Raw genomic sequence first — 24,333 nt, 5'->3', positions numbered from 1 at the left:
GTAGATCTCCTTCGGTCGTTGACACCCAGTACAACGTGCCGCACCGCCCCTGTCATCCCCGTCCAAGTGTGACGGAACGCTTACGTCCACCGTGCGTCTCACGGTAGGTGAAAACCCTGCTCGCGGTCCTCGCCCTCCTCCTGGCCGGCTGCGCGACGACCGCGCCGAGCCCGACGCCGGAAGACGCCTTCCGGTTCGGCGGGATCTCCATGCCCGCCAGCGGCAAGGTGCTGGAGACGCAGTACGACCGCGGCATCGACTCGCGATACGTCGTCGTCCTCACCCTGCCGGTGGAGGACGTGCCCAAGCTGCTCGAAGCGTCGAACTTCGCGCCCGGTGATCTGGAGGACGACCGGGTCATCGACGGCCGTCACGTGTACCGCAAGGTCACCGTCGAGGGGGTCACGGTGCGCCTTGAGATGTTCACGACGTGAGCACTCTGCGTGAAAAAGATGGGCCGTTCGAACTCGCCTGGGTGACCCCCTAACGTGTAGCTCCACGCACCAGCCGCCGGAGGACGCATGGATCCGATCCGTGTTCCGCCCGAGATGTTCCGTTTCACCGACGGCAGCAGATCCGGGCTCCCCTTGGCGATCCTGCACGCCTTCGGCGAGGCGAACGAGCGGCTGGAGACGGCGCTCGGGATCGACGACGTCCGCACGAGGCTGCGCGAGGTCGGCTGGCTGGAGACGCTGGCGGACGAAGACCTCGTCAAAGCGCTGGACCAGCTGCGCGACCAGGGCCACCTCGACGTCGTCCAGAGTCACGCGGGCGACTACCGGACGGCGTCGGAGTACGAGCGCCGCAATCTCCAGTACTCGCTGAGCAGGCAGGGCGAAGCGGCGTACGCGGGGGTGGTCCGCGCGAACGAGGTGCTCAACGCCTCCGGGGCGCTCCAGACGGCGACGCTCGAGGCGCTGGGTGAGCGGCTCGGCGAGCTCGCGAAGCAGCTCGAAGACGGCACGGACAGGCGTGTGTTCGGCACACTCACCGAGGTCGAGAGCCACCTCGAAGCGTTCCGCGACAACACCAAGCGCTTCAACGGCGACCTCCAGCGCCTCCTGCACGCCGAAGCCGACCTCGCGACGTTCCACGAGGTCAAGGCGGCCACGGTCACGTATCTGCAGGAGTTCCTGAACGACCTGGAGCATCACACGCACACGATCGCCACCCGGATCAAGGAGATCGACGACCACGGCATCGAGCGCGTGCACCGGCGGGCGCTCAACGGGGCGACCCTTCGCACGCCGGATCAGCGCTGGCTCGACGTCCGCAAGGCGCGCTGGGACGGCCTTCGCGCGTGGTTCCTGCCCGAAGACGGGGCGACGCCGCGGGTCGAAGACCTCCATCGTCTCGCGCGGCGGGCGATCATCACGCTTCTCCAGGTCCTGGACCGGATCACCGAATCGCGGCGGCGCGCGAGCAGCGCGGTCGCGGATTTCCGCGAGCTGGCGCGGTGGTTCACCGTCGTCCCGGCGCAGGAGGACCTGCACCGCCTGTGGTCCACGATGTTCGGGCTGAGCTCCGCGCGGCACGCGCATCTCGCCCACGCGGATCCGGAAGTGGTCAGCACGACGGCGTCGTGGCTCGACGCGCCGCCGGTCGAGGTGTCGGAACTGCTTCGCTCCGCGGGCCGCACCGAGCGGTTCACCAGGACCGGGCGGGTTCGTGATGTCAGCGCGATCAGAGCAGCACGGGTCCAGCAGGCGATCGCGGAGCGCGCCGAACTCGAAGCGGCGTGGAACATGCTCGACACCGGCGGCGTCGTGCGGCTTTCGGCATTCGAGAAGCTGGACCACAGCGTTTTCGAGCGGCTGCTCGACCTGCTGGGGCAGGCGCTGGGCAGCAGCCCCGGCACGGGCGGCACCCGGCGGAGCACGACCTCCGACGGCCAGATCGAGATCGTCCTTCGGCCGCCGCAGAACGGCGCGGTCGCGCGCCTGACCACCACGAGCGGTGTCTTCCGGGGCCCCGACTACGAAATCGAGATCAGTACGGCCGGAGGCGGTGCGTGAGCCTCACCAACCAACTGGTCATCGCGGAACGCGAAGAGGTCGCGCGCGGGATCCGGGCCCTGCTGGCCACCCCGCTGATCGGCGAACGCGGCTCCCCCGAGACCTTCGACCTCATCCGCCGCCGCCGCGAGCCCATCCGGCAGTGGTTCGACTACTACTGCGGCTGGACGCTCACCGTCGAACCGCGGCTCGGCTACGCGCGGCTGGTCAAGGTCCGCGCGGCCACCGATCCCACGCGTCCGGCGAGGCGGCTGCGCTCCGGGCGCGCCGCGTTCGACCGCCGCCGCTACGTACTGCTGTGCGTGGTGGCCGCCGAACTGCTGACCGTGCCGGTGACCACCATCGGCCTGCTCGCCGGCCGCGTCACGCAGGCGAGCGCAGCCGACGATCTCGTCACCACCTTCGACGTCGCCACCAGGGCGGAGCGTCTCGCGTTCGTGGACGTCCTCCGGCTGCTGGAGTCCTACGGCGTCCTCGAAGCCGCCGACGGGGATCCGGAGTCCTTTGTGGACGATCCGGCGGCGAAGGTGCTGTTCCGGGTCGACGCGACCCTGTTGCTGCGGCTGCTGGCCGCGCCGGTCGGGCCGTCGCAGCTGGCCGTGCCCGCCGACGACGTCGCGCTGCGGTTCGAGGAACTGCTGGAGGCGGTGTCGCACGAGCAGCGCTACGGCCTCTCATCGGGCCGCCACGAGGACACGCCTAGCGCGTCGGACGTCCAGCGGAACCTGTGGCTCCGGCACACGGTCTTCCGCCGTCTGGTCGACGACCCGGTGCTGTACTTCGCCGAGCTGACCGCGGAAGAGCGCGCGTACCTCGGCACGCCGACCGGGCGCCAGTTGCTGCGGCGGGCCGCGGAGCAGGGCGGTTTCGTCCTCGAAGAACGCGCGGAGGGGGTGCTGCTCGTCGACGTCGACGGGCTGGCCACCGACGAGCGGTTCCCGGACGACGGCAGCAACGCCAAGGTCGCCGCGCTCCTGCTGCTCGACGCGCTGGACGAGCCGAGGACCACCGATTACCTGCAGAAGGCCACCGCCAAACTGCTGAAACGCTTCCCGCGCTGGGCCAAGACGTACCGGGGCAAGGACGGTGTGCGGCGGCTGACCGTCGACGCGCTCGCCGTGCTGACCGGCTTCGGCCTGATCCGCACCGAAGCCGAACTCGTCCGGCCGCTCCCGGCCGCCGCGAGGTACACCGACCGCACCGAGGAGGCGCCGTGACCGTGACGAGGTGGATTCCCTCCCGTGCGGGCATTCTCAACATCTGGCGCTACTACGACGAGATCTTCGAGTTCCACGACGGTCGCCTGCTGTTGCGCGGGCCCAACGGGAGCGGGAAGTCGAAGGCGCTGGAGCTGCTGCTGCCGTTCCTGTTCGACGCGAGCCTGCGCGCCAACCGGCTGTCGACCTTCGGCACCAGCGAACGCAGCATGCACTGGAACCTGATGGGCGAAGGCGCTTCCGGCGCCACTCGCGTCGGGTACGTCTGGCTCGAATTCGGTATGGCGGGCGAGAAATGGTTCACCTGCGGCGCGCGGCTCCAGGCCAGCACGCACACCAGCACGGTGCACGCCGACTTCTTCACCACGGATCTGCGCGTGGGCGACGGTTTGCCGCTGGTCAACGAGGCAGGCCAGCCGTTGACCAAGAACGCGCTGGAAGAAGCCCTCGGCGACCACGGCACCGTGCACGACGGCGCGGCCGAGTACCGCGCGGCGATCCGCGGGAAACTGTTCCCCACCTTGAGCGAACAGCGGTACGACGCGCTGATCACCGCGCTGCTCCAGCTGCGGATGCCCAAGCTCTCGCAGCGGCTCGACCCGAGCCTGCTGTCCAACCTGCTCTCCCGCGCGCTTCCGCCGTTGGGGCAGCAGGAGATCGCGGATCTCGCCGAGGGGTTCGAGCGGCTCGACGCGCAGCGCGAACGGCTGGGCTCGCTGGAGACCGAGGTCGACGCGACCCGCGCGCTCGCCTCGCGGCAGAGGACCTATGCCCAGCGTGTGCTGCGCGCGGGCGCCGCGAACCTCATCACCGCGACCAGCGAACTCGACGAACTCGCCGCCGCCGCCCGCCGTTCGGCCGAGGAGTACGACGAGGTCGCCGCGAAGAAGGAAGCCGCCGAGGAACGGGCGGCGAAGCTCGAAAAGGACGTCGAGGAGACCGAAGCGCGCCTCTCCGGACTGACCGAATCCGAGTCGTACCGCAAGGGCCAGGAGCTCGACAAGCTGCGGCAACGGGCCCTGTCCACGCGCGAGAAGGCCGAGGCGCTGCGTGCGGACGCGGATCGGCTCCGCGCCGAGGCGGACGCCGACGAGGAGCGCTCGCGGGCGGCGAAGCAGGTCGCGAAACGGCAGGCCGATCTGGTGCGCTCGCTGGAGGCCGAGGTCCGTGCCGCCGCGACCCGCGCGAACCTGGCCGGGGTGCACGACGAACTCGTCGCCGGGCTGAACGAACCGGCCCGGCTCCGTCCGCTGCTGCAGGCCGCCGTCCGCGGTAAACGCGACCAGGTCGAAACGCTCGGCCGGGCGCTGGACAAGCACGAACTCGCGGTCGGACGGCGTCACCGGGCCGAGGCGGATCTCGACCGCGCGCGGTCGGATTTTTCGGCCGCGCAGGAGCGGCTGGACCTCACGACGGCGACGCGGGAACTCGCGCTGAGCGATCTGCGCACCCGGCTCGCCGAATGGGCGATCGGCTGCCGCGAGCTGCGGTTCCCCGACGTGGAAGCGGTCGTCCGGGACGCCGAGGCGGAGGTTTCGCTGCTGGGCAGGCTCGGCGTCGTCGCCGAGACCGTGCTCGAAGACATCATCCGGCGGGAGGCGGCGACCGGTGCCGCGCTGGCCACCGCGCGCACCGAACACGACGAACTCCTTGTCGAGGCCGGCGTGCTCGAAACGGAGGACGTCCTCGCGCCAGAGCCGCCGCGCACGCGCACGACGGACCGCGCCGAGATGAGCGGCGCGCCGCTGTGGCGCCTCGTCGATTTCGCGGGCTCGGTCCCGGAAAGCGCCCGAGCGGGGATCGAGGCCGCGCTCGAAGGCGCAGGCCTGCTGGACGCCTGGGTGAACTCCCACGGCGTCGTCGACGGGCACGACGTGCTCGCGGAGACCGGGACGCTGCCGGTGGCCACCGGCCGGTCACTCGCCGACGTCCTCGTACCGGAACCCGACGCGGAGCTTTCCCCGGCGAAGATCCGCCGGATCCTGGAAGTGATCGCCTTCGACGACACGCTCCCCGCCGGACCCGCCGCGATCGGCGCGGACGGTGGCTGGCGAATGGGCGGCCTGTCGGGCAGCTGGGCGAAGGACGCTCCTGCGTACATCGGCGCGTCCGCCCGCCTTCGCGCGCGGGAGCGCCGGATCGCCGAGCTGCGGGACAGGATTTCCGTCCGGGAGAAGACCATCGCCGAGCTGGAGGGCGAGCTGGCCGCGCTGCGCGGCAGGCGCGAACTGATCAAGATCGAACGCGCCGCCCGCCCCAGCCACGAAGATCTCTTTGCCGCGACGGGAGAACTGACCGCGGCCGAGGCCGAGCTGACCGCCGCCGACGCCGCTGTCCGGCATCTGGAGACCGCCGTCTCCGCGCTGGAGATCGAGGCCAAGACCGCGCTGCACGAGCTGACCGCCCAGGCTTCGGAGAACGGGCTGCCGACCGAACGCGCGCCGCTGGCCGCACTCACCCTGGCCCTGCGCACCTACTCCGACCAGGGTGAGAACTGGTTGTACGAGCACGGGAACCTGCTCACCGCGACCCAGCGGGCCGAACTGTGCGCCGAACAGGCGGACCGGTCGGAGGCGAACGCGGCCCGGCGTGAGGACGAGGCTTCCGAGGCGGAGGCCGAACGCGTCAAGCTCACGGCGATGCTCGAAGCCATCGAAGGGACCGCCGGCAGCGGGCAGCGCGAGGTGCTCGCCGAAATCGACGGGCTGCGCACGAAACTGCGTGACCTCTCCGGCGAACTCCGCGCCACGAACGCCGACGCCAAGGAGCTCGCGGTGTCGCTGGGCGCGCTCGGCGTCCGCCGCACGACCGACGCGCGGGCTCGCGAGGACGCCGCCAAGAAACAGGACGCGGCCGCGCACCGGTTCCGGAAGCTCGCGACCGGCGTCTTCCCCGCCGACGGCGGGATCGAGGATCTGCCGAAGTTCCAGGCCACCCTGTCCGCCTCCGACGGCGTGCGGTCGGCGCTCGAAACGGCGCGGCTGGTGGCCGCGGCGTGGCCGTCCGTGCCCCACGCGCCGAGCAACCTCGGCGAGGCGCTGCACCGGCTCTCCGAGGCCGTGCACACCTGCCGGAACACCCTCAGCTCGCGGGCGGAACTCGATCTGGAGACCGACGAGGACGTCCAGATCTTCACCGCCGTCGTCGACGGGCTGCGGGTCGGCGCGACCGAACTGCTGAAGATCCTTTACGCGGAAGCGGAACAGAGCAGGCACGAGATCACCGACCGGGAAAGCGACCTGTTCGACAAGACGCTGACCGGCGACACCCGCCGCCATCTCGCGGCCCGGATCCGGCAGGCCAACGAGCTCGTCGACGGCATGAACGCGCGGCTGGAACGCGTGCGGACCGCGTCCAGGGTCGCCGTCCGGCTGGTCTGGCAGGTCTCCCCCGATCTGCCGCCGGGCACCAAGACCGCGCGGGATCTGCTGCTGAAGGATCCGGATCGGCTGACCGCCGAGGATCGCGTGTCCCTGCACAAGTTCTTCCGGGAACGCGTCGAGCAGGCAAAGGCGGACGACACGGCGACCAGCTGGGAACAGCAGCTCGCGCAGGTCTTCGACTACACGTCCTGGCACCGGTTCGTGGTCAAGGTGGACCGCGCGAACGGCGCGGGCTGGCAGTTGCTGACCAAGAAGCTGCACGGCGCGCTTTCCGGTGGGGAGAAGGCGATCGCACTGCACCTGCCGTTGTTCGCCGCCGTCGCCGCGCACTACCAGGCCGCGCCCGAGGCGCCGAGGGTCATCCTGCTCGACGAGGTGTTCGTCGGCGTCGACACCACCAACCGGGGGCAGGTGTTCGGCCTGCTGTCCGAACTCGACCTGGACCTGATGCTGACGTCGGACCACGAATGGTGCACCTACGCCGAACTCGGCGGCGTCGGGATCCACCAGCTCATCACCGGCGGCGACGGCGACGACGCGGTCACCACGGCCCGGTTCACCTGGAACGGTCACGACCTCGCGCCCGCGGGGCATTAGCCTGAGCGGCCCCAAACCCGGGCGCAGCGGGGTTCTTTCCGCCGTTCGTCCTTGTGCGGCGCGGGACCGCTCGCTACGTTCCTGCCGGTGGCTGTGCGGATCCAGGTGCTGGGCTCGCTGCGCGTTTGGCTGGCCGGGCAGGAAGTCGACCTCGGCCCACCGGGTCGCCGTGCCGTCCTGGGGTTGCTGGTGCTCGCCGGTGGCGAGGCGATGTCCAAGCAGGAACTGCTGGACGCGCTGTGGGGCGAACGGCCGCCGCGCAGCGCGGTGAACGTGCTCCAGACGCACGTCAAACACCTGCGGCGGCTGCTGGAACCCGGCCGCCCGTCGCGCTCCGGGAGCGAGATCCTGCCGCATGTCGGCGGTGGCTACGCGGTGCGCTGGGACGCCGTCGAGATCGACCTGCCCCACGTGCGCGGACTTGTCGCCGAGGCGAACGACGCCCAGCGCGACGGCGAGACCGGCCGTGCCGCGGCGTTGTACGGCGAGGCCCTGCGCTGGTGGCGTGGCAGGCCGCTGGCCGATATCCCTTCGCTCTCAACGCATCCGAAGGTCATGGCGTTACTCGCGGAGCGCCGCGCGCTGCTCGCCCGCTACGGCGACGCCATGCTCGCGATCGGCGCCGCCGACGAGGTGGTGGCCGAATTGGCCGAAGCCGCGGCGGACCAGCCGCTGGACGAGCCCGCGCAGGCCAGGTTGATCCGCGCGTACCACGCCACGGGTCAGCGGGCGACGGCTTTCCGGCTCTACCAGGAGGTTCGCGAGCGGCTCGTCGAGGAACTGGGCGTCGAACCCGGACCGGAACTCGCCGCGGCGCATGCCGCGCTGCTCGAAGACGGGGAATCGCTTCCGGATCCGCGCCCGGCCGCGCGCGTTCCCCGGCAGTTGCCCGCCGAACCGTCCGGGTTCACCGGCCGGCTGCTCGAACTGTCCATTTTGGACCAACTGATGCCACGGGCCGGGAACTCCGGCGGCGCCGTGGCACTGGCGGCCGTCACCGGACCCGCGGGCGCCGGGAAGACCGCGTTGGCCGTGCACTGGGGTCACCGGGTGAAGGACCGGTTCCCGGACGGGCAGTTCTACGCGAATCTGCGCGGCCATTCCGCCGGCGCACCCGCGACGGCGCTCGAAGTGCTCACCCGGTTCCTGGCCGCGCTGGACGTCCCCGCCGAACGCCTGCCCGCGGACACCGAGACCGCGTCCGCGCTGTACCGGACGCTGATGACCGATCGGAAGGCGCTGGTGGTGCTGGACAACGCCGTGGACGTCGACCAGGTCCGGCCGCTGCTGCCCGCCGGGCCGGGATGCCTGGTGCTGGTCACCGCCAGGGACCGGATGGCCGGGCTGGTCGCCCTCCACGGCGCCCGGCGGCTCACGTTGGGCATGCTCGAACCCGGCGAGGCGCTGGAACTGCTCGCGCGTGTGCTCGGTGCCGACTGGGTCCGGGCCGAGTACGAAGCGGCCGCCGAGGTGGCCGGGCTGTGCGCGTATCTGCCGCTGGCGCTGAGGATCGCCGCGGCCAACCTCGCCGAAGACCCCGGTAGCGGCATCGAGGACTACGCCATCGAGCTGCGCAAAGGCAATCTGCTCGCCGCGCTGGCCGTGCCGGGCGACGAGCAGATCGCCGTCCGGACCGCCTTCGATCTGTCGTACGCGGCCTTGCCCACCGCGACGCGCCGGTTGTTCCGGCTGCTGAGCCTGGTGCCGGGCAACGACATCGGCGTCGAAGCGGTCGAGATCCTGAGCGGCGAGGAGCGAGCGGGCCCGATGCTGGACACGCTCGCGAGCGCGCATCTCGTCGAACAGCACGCGCCGGACCGCTATCACTTCCACGACCTGCTCCGCCGTTATGCCGCCGATCGCCTGCGGGAATCCCCGGCCGAGACCGGATCCGCCCGGCGCCGCCTGCACGAGTGGTATCTGCGTGGCGCCGACCAAGCGGCGAAAATCGTTTACCCGCACATGTTCCGTGTCCCGCTGTCCGTGCCGGACGGCCCGGTTCCCGCCGGGGCCAAGGAGAACGCGGCGGAATGGCTGGAGGCCGAACTGGGCAACCTCGTCGCCGTCGTCGAGGACGCGGCGCGGACCGGTCCGCGTCCGGTGGCTTGGCTGCTGGCCGACGCGCTGCGCGGCTACTTCTGGATGTCGTCACGGCAAGTGGAGTGGCGGGCGGCCGCCGCGGCGGCGTTGTCCGCCGCGGAGGAAGACGGCGATCTCCGCGCCCGTGTGTCCGCCCGGTTCAGCTTGGCGGACCTGGGTTTCCGCCAAGGGCGGTACCGGGAGGCCGTCCGGGAGCACACCGGCGCGCTCGTGCTCGCCCGGCGGGCCGGATGGGTGGAGGCGCAGGCCGCGGTGCTGGGCAACCTCGGCTGCGTGTACTGGCAGTCGGGGCGGCTCCCGGCCGCCGCGGTGCGGTTCTCCCGGGGTCTGGAGCTGAGCAGACGCGCCGGAAGCCCGGCCGGGGAAGCCGTCGCGCTGGGCAATCTGGGGCTCGTCCACTGGGAGATGGGCGATCTGCCCGGTGCGGCGAGGCAGTACGTCCAGGCGCTGCGCCGGTATCGCGAAATCGGCTCCCGCTACGGGGAGGCGATCAACCTGTCCAACCTCGGGCAGGCGCAGCACGCCCGAGGCCGGACCGGTGAGGCAGCGGGCCTGCTCGCCAAGGCCCTCGCGCTGCATCGAGAGGCGGGAAACCGTGCCGGGGAGGCGGAAACGCTCGGCAGGCTCGCCTCGGTGTACTGCGATCTCGGCCGTCTCACCGACGCGCTCGACCACGCGCGCGAGGGGCTGCGGCTCGCGCGGGAGACCGGTGAGCCGCGGGGTGAGGGCGAGGCGCTCGTCGCGCTCGCGGGTGTGCATCAGCGCGTGGGGCACCGGCAGGACGCCGTCCGCCGGTACCGGCAGGCGCTCGCCCTGCTGCGGGAGACCGGCGACCGGTACCCCGAGGTCGACGCGCTCATCGGGCTCGCCACCGCGACCGGCGACCTCGGACAGGCACGCCGGGCGCTCACCCTCGCCGAGCGATCGGGGTATGGCGCGTTGCGGAAACGGGCGGCGGCCGCGGTCGAGTCGATCCTTCGCGCCTAGGCGCTGTCCTGTAAGTCTGTTCGATGGGCTTCGTGATCCAGGTGGTTCCTGGCGGTGCGGGCGGATCGGCCTCGTACCGGGTCGTACTCGGCTGCGTCCGCCCGTGCCGTCAGGGGCCGCCTGGGCGCGGAGACCGCGAACAAGACTTGCAGGACACCGCCTAGGCCGCGATGTCGCTGCTGGTGTCGTACGCGCCGGCCGGATGGAACGTGACCACGACCCACGGGTTGACGCCGTGTTCCTTGCCCGCGCTGTCCCGGCAGGAGAACTCGCTCATGTCGAACGCGCTCCACGCCTTGTCGGGCAATACTTTGATCGATTCCTCGATCCGGCCGACCCAGCGACAGGCCGGGCTGTGGACCCGCGCAGTCACCGACGGCTCGGCCCAGCGGATCGTCCCGCCGTCCGCGCACCACGAAAGATCGAACGTGTAGGTCCATCTGCCCGGGTCTTCGAGCACCACCGGCTTGATGACCTTGACGCCGGAAGCGCATTCCGGGGCCGCGCCCGCCTCACCGGGCGCCGTGATCGTGAAGCCCGCGCAGAGGACCGCCGAACAGGCAAGGACTTTCTTGGCCGTCATCACTCACACTGTTCCGCCGGTGCCCGCTGCCCGCAAGCCGCCGGACGCCGCATCCAACCGACGTCCAATGCCCGTCCAGTGCCGCCGATTAGCTTGTGCTCGCACAGTTTCCGCTGAGGGGAGTACGGATGAGGGCACGACTCAAGAAGGCCATGACCGCGGCGGCCACCACGGTGGCCGTCACGGCGGCGCTCGTCGTCGGGACCGCGACCGGCAGCTCGGCGCAGGCGGCCGGGCTGCGGGCGTTCGCGATCTCGTCGGACGGCAAGCTGATGGCCACCTACTGGACCGCCCAGCCCCAGGTCCTCGACTGGGTACGGCTCGTACAGGGGCTCACCTGCGGGGAGACCCGCCTGATCGGGATCGATTTCCGCGTCCAGAACGGTTTGCTCTACGGCGTGGGCGAGAAAGGCTGTATCTACACGATCAAATTCCCGCCCGCGGCACCGGACGTCATCGTCACGAAAGTCTCGCAACTGAGCGTTCCGTTGTACGGCACGAACTTCGGCGTCGACTTCAACCCGGCCGCCGACCGGCTGCGGGTGATCAGCGACTACGGCCAGAACCTGCGGCACAACCTCGCCGACCACGTCACGGTCGAAGACACCGTCCTGACCACGCCACCCGCCGGCGGGCCGACCAGAGGCGTCACGGCCGCCGCCTACACGAACAACGACCTCAACCCCGACACCGCGACCACGCTGTTCGACATCGGCACGACCACCGACCAGGTGCTCATCCAGGCGCCGGCCAACGCCGGCCTCCTCAGCCCGACCGGCGCGCTCGGCGTCGACACCGGCCCGATCGCGGGCTTCGACATCTACAGTGACCTGACCAACGGCAAGACGACCTCGGTGAGCGCGTTCGCCGTGCTCAATCCGGCCTCCGGCCCGTCGACCTTCCACACGGTCAATCTGCTGACCGGCGCGGCGACCAAGGTCGGCGAATTCCCCTTGCCCATCGGGGATATCGCCATCGCACTCGATACCAACTGAGGCGGGGAACGCCGCTGTTCGGTGCCCGATCTTGGCCGGGCACCGAACAGCGGTGCTCGGGTTTTGCCGGGAAACGGCGATGGGCCGCTCTGGTTTTTTCGTTGCCGAAAATCGGCGATGGTGCGGGGTGGTTTGGGTAAAGTTAATCGGCTACACGCTCCTTGCTGGCTCGTTGCCGAAAATCGGTAATGCGTTGTGGTGTCCGTGGGGGCGGTTTTGTCGGTGGCGGGTCGTATGTTCGTGGGGTGGACACGTATTCCGCGCCGGTGGCGCTTCTGGAGAACCTGACCGATCCGGCTGTGCTGGCGTCGGTGAATGATGTCATGGATTCCTTGGACGACAACGATTCCGTCGCTGTCGCGCAGGCGGCGTCGGCCGGGATCGCGCGGCTGGAAGCGATCCGGTTCCGTGCTGTGGCCCGGCTCAACCGGCACCGTGAGGGCGCTCGTAGCGTCACTCAGGAAGTCGCGCTCGCACTGTCCGTTATGGACAATCATGCGGGTGCTGTGGTGGCCGCGGCCGACGCGTTGACCACCCGCCTGCCCCGCACTCTGGGCTTGATGGATGCGGGGAAGCTGGGCGGGTTCGGTGCGATGAAAGTCGCCGCCGCCACCGCGTGGCTCTCCGATGACGACGCGCGTGCTGTCGACGCGGTGCTGGAGGACCGGATCGCGGACAAGAATCCCGGCCAGATCCGCAAAGCCGCCAACCACGCGGCCAACACCATCGACCCCGACGGCGCCGCCAGGCGGGCCGAGGGGCATCGGGACGGTCGTCGTCTCAGTCTGCGTCACGGCGAGACCGGGGTCGCCTCCATCGAGGTCGAAGACGCCCCGGTGGAGAAGGCGGCCGCCGCCTACCAGCGCATCGACCGCGACGCACGCGCCCTGAAGACCGGCGATGAGACCCGCACCCTGGACCAGCTGCGGGCGGATGTCGCGCTCGACCTGCTGCTGGGCGGCCAGGGTGGCGGCGGTGAACGCAGCGAGGTGTTTCTGTACCTGGACCTGTTCACCTACCTCGGCCTGAACGACGAGCCAGCCGAGCTGGCCGGGCACGGGTCTGTTCCCGCGGGGCTCGCGCGGCGGATCGCGTCCGGCTCGGACACGGTGCTGCGGCGGATCATCACCGACCCACTCTCCGGGCAGGTCCTCGATCTCGGCCGGGACCGCTACCGTCCGACCGCGGGCCTGGACGAGTTCGTGCGGGTGCGGGACCGGGAATGCCGAAGGCCCGGCTGCCACCGCCCCGCCCAAACCTGCGACCTCGACCACTCCCTGCCCTGGCAACACGGCGGCCACACTGCCGACACCGAACTGATTGATCTTTGCCGCCGCGACCACCGGCTGAAAGACGAACCCGGCTGGACCTACCAGCTCGCGTCGGACGGCACCCTCACCATCACCACCCCCACCGGCCACACCCACACCAGCACACCACCCCCACTCCACCCACCCCGACCACCCGCCGACCAACCACCACCGTTCTAAGCCGGTCGCCGAAAAACGGCGACAGCCCCCACCGGGCGGTGAGTTCCCCAAGCGCCCAAGGCTGCCGCCACGCACCATCCCCCTGCCGGAAACCGGCGATGCCACATTCGGGCAATGGCCAGCCACCGCGTTGCCGAAAATGACAACAATCCGTCCATACGGCAGCAAGACACCCCCTAGCCAAAAACCGGCAGCGACCCCAGCCCAGGGGGCGAGTCGCAGTCCGGGCGCCAGAAGCATTGCCGGAAAACGGCAACGCCCCACCCAAACGGCAACAAGACACCCCACCCCTAGCCAAAGAACGCCAACGGCCCAGACCAGGGGCCGAGTCACAGCCCGAGCGCCAGAAGCATTGCCGGAAAACGGCGACAGCCCTGCCAGCGCGGTGACGTCTCGCCAGTGCCGGTATTGTCGCCACCCACCCCACTCCTAGCCAGCAAACGGCGACGGCCCGGTCACGCCTCAGAGGTTTCCCAGGTGCTGGGTTACACGAGCACCCACCAGCGGCAACTGCGTTGCCGAAGAACGGCAACAGCCCTGTATGCAGCGGGGAGCTCTTCAGTTGCCGAGTTGTCGCCACACCCCGCACGTAGCCGAAAAGCGGTGACAGCCCGTCCACGCCCTGATGCGACTACGGCCGAGTCACCACCGGCCTTGCCGAAAACCGGCAACAACCCACCCACGCGACAGCAGGCTCTCCAGCCGCCCCTCACCTCGCCCATAGCCGAACCCCAAGACTCCACCCACAGGTTGAGCCCGAAGACCGGACCGTGATCCGATCCGCGCCACCACCACGCGCGGCAGGCTCACCGGGTATGGAACCCGACTACGTCTTCCCCGGTCGCCGCGTCGCCGCGGTCTCGATGGTCCTCGGCCCGGTCCTGTTGCTCACCGGGACGCTGCTGCGGGCGCGCTTCGACTTCTTCTTCCCGAGCCAGCTCCGGGCGATGAGCGAGTATCCCGCACTGATGACCGCCTCCTACACGTGTTTCCTGGCGGGCAATGTCTTGCTGTGGCCCGCGATCGTCGCGCTCGCCATGAAGATCGGCCGTACCAGGCCGGCGTTGGCCGCCTGGGGCGGCCTGTTCGTCCTCTTTGGACTCTTCGGGCGGACCTTCCACGCGGGGATCGATCAGGCGGCGCTGGGGCTCGCCGGACACCGCGGCGCCGGATTCGCCGAGAGCGTGGTCAGCGAGTCGTATCAGGACCTGCATCTGTTCAGTTTTCTGTCGTTCACGATCATGTTCGGCTGGTACGTCCTCGCCTTCGCCGCTTATCGGGCGAAAGTGCTCGGTGCCGTCGGGTCGATCGGGCTGGCGACGATGGGACTTCTGCCGCTCGGCGTTCTGAAAGGCACCGAATTCGTGTCGATCATCGGCACCGCCGGGCTTTGTGTCGCGTTGGTTCCGGCCGGCATCCGCGCATTACTGGAAAGTCCCAAACCGAGCCGCCGCACGATGGTGCTCACCGCGATCGCCGTTCCGGTTCTGGGCGCGCTCGCCTTCGCGAGCACACTGGGCTGAGTCAGGCCAGCCGCGCGGACGTTTTCCCTTTTCTGTCACCGGATTCGTGTTCGCGCCCCGCCGGGAGACAGCTCATCAGCAGCACGAGACCGACCGCACCGAGAAGCATGTGCCCGGCGAGGATGCACAGCCCACAGAATCCGATCCACAATGAGATCTTCATTCTCAGAGAGTAGTGCCGTTCCCGAGGGCGGGGCCCGGACTTGGGAAAGACTTAAGGTCTCCTTTGAGCAAAGGGTCTGTCCGGAGTACGCGCGTAATACACCACCAGCGACACCGTCGCGGCGAGGAACACCACCTGCATCAAGCTCCGTGGCACGAGCTCGTCCATCGTCGAAGTCACCGGCCCGTGCAGCGCCTTGTACACGTTCGCCGGGAACATTCCCAGCAACAACAGCGTCAGCCCGGCGGACGCCCACGGCGCCGTGCGCGACCAGAGCACGCCCGCGGCACCCGCGAGCTCCAGGACACCGGTGACGGTGACCAGCAGTCCCGGGGCGGGCAGCGCGGGCGGCACCATCGCGATGAGTTCCTCGCGCATGCCGATGAAGTGCGCGAGACCGGTCGTGACGAACAGTGCCGCGACGCCACCGCGCACCGCGACGGGCCAGGGCTTCAGCCGCTGGACACCGAAGGCGCCCAGCAGGAACAACGTCGCCGTGACGGCGATCAGCATCAGTACGGGTACGAGGCCGGGATCCATGACCATGCCCTCCAAGGCAGCGGTGAATCTTTCCACTGACAAGATGCGCGATTGCGGAGCATCTTGTCAATGACTAGATTCGTCGGCATGAGTCCGTACCACCACGGCGACCTCCGCCGGGCCGTGCTCGACGCCGCCGTCGCGGCCATCACCGAACACGGCCCGGCCGGGATCAGCCTCCGCGACCTCGCCCGGCGCGCGGGGGTCTCGCACGCCGGGCCGGTGCACCACTTCGGCGACAAGGCCGGGCTGCTGACCGCGCTGGCGGCCGAGGGGTTCGACCTGCTCGCGGACGCGCTCGCGGCCGAGGGCGATCGCGGTTTCGTCGAGGTCGGGGTGGCTTACGTCCGTTTCGCGATCGAGCATCGCGCGCATTTCGAGGTGATGTTCCGCCCCGAACTCCACCGCGAGGACGACGACGCGCTGGCCGCCGCCCGTGACCGCGCGGGAGCCCTGCTGACCAGCGGCGCGTCGTCGGTGAGCGACGACGCGATGGCGGGCGTCGCCGCGTGGTCGTTGATGCACGGGTTCGCGAACCTGTGGCTCACGGGCGCACTCCGCGCCGAACTCCTCGAGGATCCGGACACCGCCGCCCGCGCGATCGCCCGGATCCTGTTCCCGTGATCAGACCTGCGCCGTGGGCATGACAGTGACCTGCTGAAGGTTCACCCGAGCCGGGAGCGAGGTCAGGAACGCCACGGTCTCGGCGATGTCTTCGGGCTTCAGCCAGGTCAGCGACTCGCGTGCGCCGTCCAGCCATTGCAGGGCGCCGGCGTCGGTGACGTGGCCCTGCAGTTCGGTCTCGACCAGGCCGGGCTCGATCGCCGCGACCCGCACGCCCTTCGGCCCGAGGTCGGCGCGAAGGTTCTTCGACAAGTGCGTCACGAATGCCTTCGAGGCGACGTACACGGCGAAGGACGGGAAGACGGCCTGCGCGCCGATGGACGAGGTGTTCACCAAGTCCGCGACGCCCTTCTCCGCTGCCGAAGCGACGAGGTGCGGGACGAACGCGCCGATCGCGTTCATCAGACCCGTTATGTTGACGTCGATCATGCGCTGCCAGTCGCCGGTGGCGAGTTCGTCGATCGGCGCGGCCAGCATCACGCCGGCGTTGTCGAACAGGAGGTCCGCGCGGCCCAGTTCCGCTTCGACCTCGGCCGCCGCGGCCCGCATCGCCTCGGCGTCGGCGACATCGGCGGCGAGCACGAGCGCGGTACCGCCGTCGGCCTCGATCTCCTTGGCCAGCGTTTCCAGCCGGTCCGCCCGGCGGGCGATCAGCGCGACCGCCGCGCCGGAGGCGGCCAGCCGCCGGGCGGCCGCCTCGCCGATTCCGCTGGACGCTCCGGTGACGACGGCGACCCTGTTCGCGTGCGAGTTCGTCATTTCTGTCTCTCCTAAGTGGACTCGTTCACGAGGTGACGAGTCCAGGAAACCGGGCCCCGCCCGCAGATGGCACGGTCTGTTCAGCCTGGGTCCGGCAGTACCAGCCAGGGCGGGCACGGAACCGTTACGCGCTCATCGCGTTCCGCGGACACGGACCGGCCAGCGTGATCGGTATGCGAATCCGATCCCTCGCGCTCGCGCTGGCCATGATGACGGCCACGGCGGCCCCCGCGTCGGCCGTCATCGGCGGCACCGAGTCCACCAGGCCCTACGACTTCATGGTCTCGCTCCAGTACGACTCGCCCCGCCCGGACGGGCACCGATGCGGGGCGGTGCTCATCGCGCCCCAATGGGCGGTCACGGCCGGGCATTGCGCCAACACCCCGACCGGTTCGACGGCCGGGGTCCCCCGCGGCTGGAAGGTCCGCGTCGGTTCGCTGGACACCATCACCGGCGGTGAGGTCACCGAGGTCGACAAGTTCTATCGGCGCCACAACTCGTACAACCCGGCCGGCGAGGACATCGCGGTCCTGCATCTGCGAAACCCGGTGCGCGCCAAGCCCATCCGGCTCGCCGGGGCCACGCCCGCCGACGGCACCCCGGTCCGCATCCTCGGCTGGGGCGCAGCCGCGACCGGCTGCGACGACTTCAAGGACCCGAAGTGCTTCCCCCGCAAGCTGCGCGAAGCGGACACCGAGGTCGTGCCGCTCGACCGGTGCTGGGACGACGACGGGCACACCCTGCCGTTGTGCGTCGGCCGCACCGATCCTCCCGTCGGACCCGGGACGACGGACTCCGGCGGACCCGCCTTGATCCGTTCGGGCGACGGCTGGGCACTGGCCGGAACGGTCATCGGCCCCGGCATCAGGGGTGCCGACTTCCCCGACATGTACACCGACGTCTCGAAGAACGCCGCTTGGATCAACGGCATCGTGACCGGCACGGACGTGCCCCCGGACTCCCCGGTCCCGAACGTGGAGGGCACGGCCGCGGTGGGCGACTGCAAGGGCGCGGTGGTGCGCGCCGCCACCGCGCGTCCCGAAGACCCGGCGCTGGCGCTGACCAACGGCCATTGCGTGCCGAGCGGCCGGCCCGCACCGGGGAAGGCCCTGATCGACCGGCCCGCCGACCTGCCGCGTCCGGTCACCATCGCCGACCGGGAGGGCTATCCGAAGACCAGCGCCCGGGCCACCCGGCTGGTCTACGCGACGATGACCGGCACCGACATCGCGCTGTACCGGCTGGACAAGACCTACGCGCAACTGGCCAAGGAGGGCGCGAAGGTCTTCCGGCTGACCACCACTCCGATGCGCGCCGGTGACCGGCTCCTCATGGCCTACTCCAGCAGCCGCCCGAGCTGCACGGTGGAGGCGGTGGTGCCGCACCTGCGCGAGGCCGGTTATCAGCAGGACGACGCGGTCCGCTACGCGCCGAGCGACACCTGCGTGAGCGGTCCCGGCTACTCCGGTTCCGTGCTGCTGTCCCGTGACGGCAACACGGTCATGGGCATCAACAACACCCACAACCGTGACGGCGAGCGCTGCACCGAGGGCAACCCCTGCGAGGTCGGCCGGGACGGGACCGTGAAGGCACTGAAGGGCCGCGGTTACGGCCAGCAAGTCCATCGGATCGCGGCCTGTCTGACCAAGGGATCCCGGATCGACCTGCGACGATGTGCCCGCGAAAAACAATTCCCACCGGCTGTCGAATCGGCAGGAGGCTCTTCGTATAGGTGGTGACAAGCCGCTCCGACTTCAGGAGGACGCCATGACCCAGTACCTGATCAGCCTCTACCAGCCCGACGGTCCCGTTCCGCCGCCGGAGTTCCTGGAGCCGATCGCGCGCAAGATCCAGGCGCTCGACGACGAGATGAAGGCCGCGGGGGTCTGGGTCTTCGCCGGCGGACTGCACCCGCCGACCACGGCGACCGTGCTGCGCGCCAAGGAGAACGGCGAGATCGCGATGACCGACGGCCCGTACGTCGAGGGCAAGGAACATCTCGGTGGTTTCACCATCATCGAGGCGCCGGACCTGGACGCCGCGCTCGAATGGGGCCGCCGCGTCACCGAGATCACCTACCTTCCGGTCGAGGTCCGGCCGTTCCAGGGCGACGAAGGTCCTTCGTGCGTGTGACCACCGAGGAAATCGGACGCGTTTTCACCGAGGAGTACGGCCGCGCGGTGGCCGTACTGGTCCGGGTCTTCGGCAGCATCGACATCGCCGAGGAAGCCGTCCAGGACGCCTTCGCCGAGGCGGTGGACCGCTGGCCGGCCGGCGGTCCACCGCCCAGCCCCGCGGGCTGGATCATCACGACCGCCCGCAACAAGGCCATCGACCGGTTGCGCCGGGAAGCCGCGCGCGACGACAAGCACGCCCAGGCCGCGCTGATCAGCGCGAGTGACGAACCGGTGGAGGAGGGTCCCGTGCGTGACGACCGGTTACGGCTGATCTTCACCTGCTGCCATCCCGCCCTGGCCATCACCGCGCAGGTCGCGCTGACGCTGAAACTGCTCGGCGGGCTGACCACCGGCGAGATCGCGCACGCGTTCTTCGTCCCCGAGACGACGATGGCGCAGCGCCTTGTCCGGGCGAAGGGCAAGATCCGCGCCGCGAAGATCCCGTACCGCGTGCCGGACGACGCCGATCTGCCCGACCGGCTGCGTTCGGTGCTCGCCGTGATCTACCTCGTCTTCAACGAGGGCTATGCGGCCACCTCGGGCGACCGGCTGGTGCGGGAGGACCTGTGCGCGGAGGCGATCCGGCTCGGCAGGTTGCTGACCGGTCTCATGCCCGACGAACCGGAGGCCACCGGGCTGCTGGCGCTGATGCTGCTCACCGAGTCCCGCCGCGCGGCCCGCACCGGCGCGGACGGCGAGGTCGTGCTGCTGGCGGAGCAGGACCGGTCGCGGTGGGACCGCGAGCTGATCACCGAAGGGCAGGCGCTGGTCCGTTCCTGCCTGCGGCGGAACCAGCCGGGGCCGTACCAGATCCAGGCGGCGATCAACGCCGTCCACAGCGACGCCGCCGACGCGGCGAGCACGGACTGGTCGCAGATCGTCCAGCTGTACGACCTGCTGCTGGCGGCGAATCCGACGCCGATCGTCGCGCTCAACCGGGCCGTCGCGGTCGCCGAGGTGGACGGCCCCGACGCGGCGCTCACCGTGATCGACGGCCTCGGCCTGGAGGAATATCACCTGTACCACGCCATCCGCGCGGATCTGCTGCATCGTCTCGGCCGCCGGGAGGAGGCGGCGCGGGCCTACGAAACGGCGATCCGGCGAGCGGAGAACGGCGCCGAACGGCGGCTGCTGGAACGGAAACTGGCCGCGGTCAGTCCGTGATCAGCCGTGCCGCGCCGGGTCCCTTGGCGGCGAGGACGTCGCCGGGGTTCACCAGCACGCACTGTTCGAAGGACAGGCAGCCGCAGCCGATGCATTCGGTGAACCGGTCCCGCATGCACTCCAGCTGCTCGATGCGCTTGTTCAGCTCGGCGCTCCAGCACTGGGAAGCCCGCTGCCAGAACGCCTGGTCCGGCGCGGCGCCCTCCGGCAGGAAATCGAGCACGCCGCCGATCACCTCCAGCGGGATGCCGAGGTGGTGCGACGCGCGGATGAACGCCACCACGCGGAGCACGCTGCGGGGGTAGCGGCGCTGGTTCCCGCTGGTCCGCCTGCTGCTGATGAGGCCCTGGCGTTCGTAGAACCGCAGGGCGGAGGTGGCGACGCCGCTGCGCCGCGACAGCTCGCCGATGGTGAGTTCGGAGGGCGGTTCGGACATGGTCACGATCCTAGCTTGACTTGAACCCTTGTTTAAGTTTCATGCTGAAGCCATGACAGCACAGGGGACCTCCGAAATGACCATCCACAACGGACATTGGCCGACACCGGACGAGGTGACGGTCGCGGTGGCGCGGGAATGGCCGGACGCCGAAGCGGCGCGCGCGGCGTTCAAAAGCCACGAAGGACTTGTCTCCTTCACCGCGTACGAGGGCATCGATCACGACGGTGCCTTCACTTACGAGCAGTGGACCAGCGAAGACGCCATCCAGGGCCTGGACGGCGCGCCCGTGTTCCGCCTCTACCGCGGGCAGCGCGGTGAGGGGGCACCCGGCTGCCTCGTGATCGTCTCGGTCGAGTTCGAGGGACCCGACGAGCGACGGCAGCGCGACTGGATCGACCTCGTCTTCGAAGCGCTCGCGTCGGAACCCGCGCGCCCCGAAGGCGGGATCTCGGGATTCTTCCACGTGAGCACCGACGGGACCAGGGTGCTGAACTACGCCGAATGGGCCAGCGCCGAAGCCCACCTCGCCGCGCTCGCGGCGCCCGGCGCCGACGGCATCGGGACGACGGACGCGTGGAAGAAGGTGCAGACCTACCCGGGGATGTCGGGCGGGTCGGTCAAGCGGTACCGCCCGGTCTTCTCGGCGGTGGCGGCATGAAGCCGGTCCTGGTCGCCGGCGCGACGGGCAACGTCGGCTCGCAAGTAGTCGGCCAATTGCGGGCGCGAGACGTCCCCGTCCGGCCGTTGAGCCGCAACCCGCCGCCGGGCGGCGTCCGCGGTGACCTGGCGGAACCGGAAACGATCGCACCGGCACTCGACGGCGTCGACACGGTGTTCCTGATGCTCTCCGGTGCCGCCGAGGCCCTGCTCCCCACGGTGTCGTTGCTCGGGGAACGGGTGAAGCGCGTGGTGTTCCTCTCCTCGGGCGCCGTCGACGATTCGCTGACGGAGCAGGACAACGCCATCGGCGCCTGGCATCGCACCGTCGAGGAGGCGATCGAAGCCGCCGGCCTGGAATGGACTTTCCTGCGGCCGCACGGATTCGCGGCCAACACCCTCGGCTGGGCACCGTCGATCCGCGCGGACGGCGTCGTCCGCGGCGCGTACGGCGAGGCGTCGCTGCCGCTGATCCACGAGAAGGACATCGCCGCGGTGGCCGTCGAAGCACTGACCGGTGACGGGCACGCGGGGGCGAAGTACAAGCTCACCGGCACCCGGCCGATGACGCAGGCCGAGCAGGTCCGGATCATCGGCGAGGCCGCGGGCCGTCCGGCGCGCTGGGAGGAGATCCCGGTCGAAGAAGCACGTGCCGTCCTGCTCACGCAGATGCCGGACTTCATCGTCGACACGATGCTGGCCGGATTCCGCGGGCTGGTGACGAACCCCGGCGAGGTCACCTCCACTGTCCAGGACGTCACCGGCAGGCCGGGCCTGGACTTCGAGGCCTGGGCGGCCGACCACGCCGCCGCGTTCCGGTAAACTCGGGTTCGTGTCGACACCGGTTCATGCCGCGGTGGTCCGCTAGCCGCCGTTCCTGACCTTGTCCCCCGACGAGCCACGCCCGCGGGGTTTCTTCGCCGCGGGCGGATCCAGGAACGGAAACCATGAACCCCCTGTCCACAAAGGACGGTGGTCGGCGCTGGCTGACCACCTTCGGCACGAAAATGCCCCGGCCCGTCGTCGCCGTCGACGATCGCATCACCGCCGGCGAGGCGTTCCGGCTCGCCGCGTCCGGCACCGGTCTCGCCTGGCACGGCGATTTCCCCGGCGCGCGGAACCTCCTCGCCGCGATGTCCCGGCGTTGCGGCACGGCCGCCGGGAAACCCTTTCGGGACCAGCGGAACCATCGGGCGCGCCGGGCGCGGATCCTCGGCAGGCTGCTGGTCCCGCTGGACCCCGGCCACGCCCTGCCGTTGCGCCGCGGGCCTGACGTGCGCGAAGCCTGCGCCGAGGTCTACGGCCCGTCCGATACCCCGTCGCTGGTTTCCTTGCGTGAGCTGCTGGGCGTCATCGGCGCGCACGAGTGGCGGGTGAAGGGCGTCGAGATTCCGGCGCTCGGTGCGAAGATCCATCCGCATCACGGGGTCTTCTCCCCCGTCCGCGGCGAGTACGTCGATCTGGTGGCGAGAACTCCGTTGCCCGCCAAGCGATTGGCGTTCGACATCGGCACCGGCACCGGGGTGCTCGCCGCGGTCCTCGCGCGTCGAGGGGTCGAGCGCGTGGTCGCGACGGACAACGAGCCGCGGGCGCTCGCCTGCGCGCGGGAGAACTTCGCGCGTCTCGGTTTCGGCGGGATCGAAACCCGCCACGCGGACGTGTTCCCGCCGGGCCGCGCGCCGCTGGTCGTCTGCAATCCGCCGTGGCTGCCCGTCCGCGCGCACACCCCGCTCGAACGCGCCGTCTACGACCCGGGAAGCCGGATGCTCAAGGCTTTCCTCGACCGGCTTCCCCGGCACCTCGAACCCGGCGGGGAGGCGTGGCTGATCCTGTCCGACCTCGCGGAACTGCTGGGTCTGCGCACGCGCGAAGAACTCCTCGGCGGGTTCGAGCGGTCCGGCCTCGAAGTCCGGGGCCGGGAGGACATCCGCCCGCGGCATCCGCGAGCCGACGCGAAGGAGGTCACATCGCTGTGGCGGCTCACAACCCGAGCAGCGCCCGTGCCTGACTGATGAACACGCGGGCGGCGGGGCTGACCGGCCCCTCCGTCCGCCAGGCCAGCGCGAGTTTCGCGCGTAACCCGGCGGGCCGCGTGATCTCCATGGCGTGCAGTTCCGTGTAGTGCGTCGCCAGCGACATCGGCACCACGGCGACGCCGAGCCCGCGCCCGACCAGTTCGGCGACGACGTTCGGGTCGCCCGCCTCCAGGGTCACCCTCGGCTGGGCGCTGTCGGCGAGGAACGCGGCGTCGACGATCGCGCGCATGCCGGTGCCCTTCGGCAGGCTCACCAGCGAACGGCCTTCCAGCTCCGACAGGGTGATCGTGGCCTGCCCGGTGAGCGGATCCTCCGGCCCGGAGATGGCGACGAGCGGCTCGTCGAGGACGACCTCCAGGCCGATCCCCGGCGGCGGTTCGCCGGAGACCCCGATCAGCGCGACGTCGAACCGGCCGTCGGCGACCCCCGCGAGCAGGATGTCGGAGGTCGCCTCGGCGAGCGTGATGTCGACCGCCGGGTGACGCTCGTGGAACCGCGCGAGCAGATCCGGCAGGTTGACCGGGCCACGCGAGGACACCATGCCCATCGCGACCTGGCCGCGGACCAGCCCGGTGAGATCGTCGACCGCCTGCCGCACGCCGGCGATGGCGGCGAGCGCGGCCCGAGCGTGCGGGAGCGCGGCGGCGCCGACCTCGGTCAGCCGCACCGCCCTGGCCGACCGGTCGAGCAACGGCTGCCCGAGTTCGCGTTCGAGGCGGCGGATCTGGGCGCTGACGCCGGGTTGCGCGACGTGCAGCCGCTCGGCGGCTCGGGTGAAGTTCGCTTCCTCGGCCACCGCGACGAAGTATTCGAGCTGGCGAAGTTCCATAACCGATGATTCTAGTTACCAGACAAACCAGATCTTGGACTTCTGACCGAATCGG

At 70.2% G+C, this 24,333-nt stretch carries 21 protein-coding genes; 15 read left to right on the top strand and 6 right to left on the bottom strand.

Annotation, left to right across the window (positions count from 1 at the left end):
* Positions 1–107: 107 nt before the first annotated feature.
* The 5 genes from CVV72_RS34200 to CVV72_RS34180 all read left to right on the top strand — a co-directional run bounded on the left by CVV72_RS34200 (position 108) and on the right by CVV72_RS34180 (position 10,299).
* Entirely contained in the window at positions 108–434 is a 327-nt protein-coding gene (locus CVV72_RS34200; protein WP_219148137.1) for a hypothetical protein, read from the top strand.
* An 87-nt stretch (positions 435–521) separates the two neighbouring features.
* On the top strand, positions 522–2,015 hold the full coding sequence (locus CVV72_RS34195; RefSeq protein ID WP_219148135.1) for a TIGR02677 family protein: 1,494 nt from the start codon (positions 522–524) through the stop codon (positions 2,013–2,015).
* Positions 2,012–3,232, top strand: a complete 1,221-nt coding sequence (locus tag CVV72_RS34190; protein ID WP_219148133.1) for a TIGR02678 family protein — start codon at positions 2,012–2,014, stop codon at positions 3,230–3,232. The genes CVV72_RS34195 and CVV72_RS34190 overlap by 4 nt, the downstream gene beginning before the upstream one ends.
* Positions 3,229–7,212, top strand: a complete 3,984-nt coding sequence (locus CVV72_RS34185) for a TIGR02680 family protein (RefSeq protein ID WP_219148131.1) — start codon at positions 3,229–3,231, stop codon at positions 7,210–7,212. Before CVV72_RS34190 ends, CVV72_RS34185 begins: the two co-directional genes overlap by 4 nt.
* A gap of 87 nt (positions 7,213–7,299) precedes the next feature.
* Complete coding sequence (locus CVV72_RS34180; protein WP_255632353.1) at positions 7,300–10,299, top strand: BTAD domain-containing putative transcriptional regulator; 3,000 nt, start codon at positions 7,300–7,302, stop codon at positions 10,297–10,299.
* 160 nt (positions 10,300–10,459) lie between these two features.
* Here the strand turns inward: CVV72_RS34180 and CVV72_RS34175 are convergent, their stop codons facing one another.
* Positions 10,460–10,882 (bottom strand): hypothetical protein, encoded by a 423-nt coding sequence (locus tag CVV72_RS34175; protein ID WP_219148129.1) that lies wholly within the window; start codon positions 10,880–10,882, stop codon positions 10,460–10,462.
* Between the two features lie 128 nt (positions 10,883–11,010).
* On the opposite strand from CVV72_RS34175, the gene CVV72_RS34170 reads away from it, so the two are divergent.
* From CVV72_RS34170 to CVV72_RS34160, 3 genes are all read left to right on the top strand, one after another.
* Entirely contained in the window at positions 11,011–11,877 is an 867-nt protein-coding gene (locus CVV72_RS34170; RefSeq protein WP_219148127.1) for a DUF4394 domain-containing protein, read from the top strand.
* Positions 11,878–12,143: 266 nt separating this feature from the next.
* A complete protein-coding gene (locus CVV72_RS34165) occupies positions 12,144–13,367 on the top strand; it encodes a DUF222 domain-containing protein (RefSeq protein WP_370641981.1) in 1,224 nt (407 codons plus the stop codon).
* An 815-nt stretch (positions 13,368–14,182) separates the two neighbouring features.
* Entirely contained in the window at positions 14,183–14,890 is a 708-nt protein-coding gene (locus CVV72_RS34160; RefSeq protein WP_219148125.1) for a hypothetical protein, read from the top strand.
* A 1-nt stretch (position 14,891) separates the two neighbouring features.
* On the opposite strand, the gene CVV72_RS34155 is transcribed toward CVV72_RS34160, so the two are convergent.
* The gene (locus CVV72_RS34155) at positions 14,892–15,053 is read right to left on the bottom strand and encodes a hypothetical protein (RefSeq protein WP_158005348.1); all 162 of its coding nucleotides are present in this window, start codon (positions 15,051–15,053) and stop codon (positions 14,892–14,894) included.
* A gap of 51 nt (positions 15,054–15,104) precedes the next feature.
* The gene (locus CVV72_RS34150; protein ID WP_304511317.1) at positions 15,105–15,599 is read right to left on the bottom strand and encodes a hypothetical protein; all 495 of its coding nucleotides are present in this window, start codon (positions 15,597–15,599) and stop codon (positions 15,105–15,107) included.
* An 81-nt stretch (positions 15,600–15,680) separates the two neighbouring features.
* On the opposite strand from CVV72_RS34150, the gene CVV72_RS34145 reads away from it, so the two are divergent.
* A complete protein-coding gene (locus tag CVV72_RS34145; protein ID WP_219148123.1) occupies positions 15,681–16,217 on the top strand; it encodes a TetR/AcrR family transcriptional regulator in 537 nt (178 codons plus the stop codon).
* On the opposite strand, the gene CVV72_RS34140 is transcribed toward CVV72_RS34145, so the two are convergent.
* On the bottom strand, positions 16,218–16,976 hold the full coding sequence (locus CVV72_RS34140; RefSeq protein ID WP_219148122.1) for an SDR family oxidoreductase: 759 nt from the start codon (positions 16,974–16,976) through the stop codon (positions 16,218–16,220).
* Positions 16,977–17,149: 173 nt separating this feature from the next.
* Between CVV72_RS34140 and CVV72_RS34135 the strand changes: the two genes are divergently transcribed.
* Genes CVV72_RS34135 through CVV72_RS34125 form a run of 3 tightly spaced genes read left to right on the top strand, consistent with a single transcriptional unit; the run spans position 17,150 to position 20,317 of the window.
* Complete coding sequence (locus CVV72_RS34135; protein ID WP_255632352.1) at positions 17,150–18,715, top strand: trypsin-like serine protease; 1,566 nt, start codon at positions 17,150–17,152, stop codon at positions 18,713–18,715.
* 28 nt (positions 18,716–18,743) lie between these two features.
* On the top strand, positions 18,744–19,109 hold the full coding sequence (locus tag CVV72_RS34130) for a YciI family protein (RefSeq protein ID WP_034305837.1): 366 nt from the start codon (positions 18,744–18,746) through the stop codon (positions 19,107–19,109).
* Complete coding sequence (locus CVV72_RS34125) at positions 19,100–20,317, top strand: RNA polymerase sigma factor (RefSeq protein ID WP_255632351.1); 1,218 nt, start codon at positions 19,100–19,102, stop codon at positions 20,315–20,317. Before CVV72_RS34130 ends, CVV72_RS34125 begins: the two co-directional genes overlap by 10 nt.
* Here CVV72_RS34125 and soxR read toward each other — a convergent pair.
* Complete coding sequence (gene soxR / locus CVV72_RS34120; RefSeq protein ID WP_219148117.1) at positions 20,307–20,753, bottom strand: redox-sensitive transcriptional activator SoxR; 447 nt, start codon at positions 20,751–20,753, stop codon at positions 20,307–20,309. The genes CVV72_RS34125 and soxR overlap by 11 nt on opposite strands.
* 52 nt (positions 20,754–20,805) lie before the next feature.
* Between soxR and CVV72_RS34115 the strand changes: the two genes are divergently transcribed.
* The 3 genes from CVV72_RS34115 (at position 20,806) to CVV72_RS34105 (ending at position 23,425) form a co-directional block, all read left to right on the top strand.
* Entirely contained in the window at positions 20,806–21,414 is a 609-nt protein-coding gene (locus tag CVV72_RS34115; RefSeq protein ID WP_255632350.1) for an antibiotic biosynthesis monooxygenase, read from the top strand.
* The gene (locus CVV72_RS34110) at positions 21,411–22,235 is read left to right on the top strand and encodes an NAD(P)H-binding protein (RefSeq protein ID WP_219148115.1); all 825 of its coding nucleotides are present in this window, start codon (positions 21,411–21,413) and stop codon (positions 22,233–22,235) included. The genes CVV72_RS34115 and CVV72_RS34110 overlap by 4 nt, the downstream gene beginning before the upstream one ends.
* Before the next feature lie 125 nt (positions 22,236–22,360).
* On the top strand, positions 22,361–23,425 hold the full coding sequence (locus tag CVV72_RS34105) for a class I SAM-dependent methyltransferase (protein WP_219148113.1): 1,065 nt from the start codon (positions 22,361–22,363) through the stop codon (positions 23,423–23,425).
* Here the strand turns inward: CVV72_RS34105 and CVV72_RS34100 are convergent.
* Entirely contained in the window at positions 23,394–24,278 is an 885-nt protein-coding gene (locus CVV72_RS34100; protein WP_219148111.1) for a LysR substrate-binding domain-containing protein, read from the bottom strand. The genes CVV72_RS34105 and CVV72_RS34100 overlap by 32 nt on opposite strands.
* Positions 24,279–24,333: the final 55 nt, after the last annotated feature.

The sequence above is a fragment of the Amycolatopsis sp. TNS106 genome, from assembly GCF_019330265.1.
Taxonomy (GTDB): domain Bacteria; phylum Actinomycetota; class Actinomycetes; order Mycobacteriales; family Pseudonocardiaceae; genus Amycolatopsis; species Amycolatopsis lurida.
The sequence above is the reverse complement of the archived record's forward strand: the minus strand, read 5'-3'. Positions and strand labels throughout refer to the sequence as shown.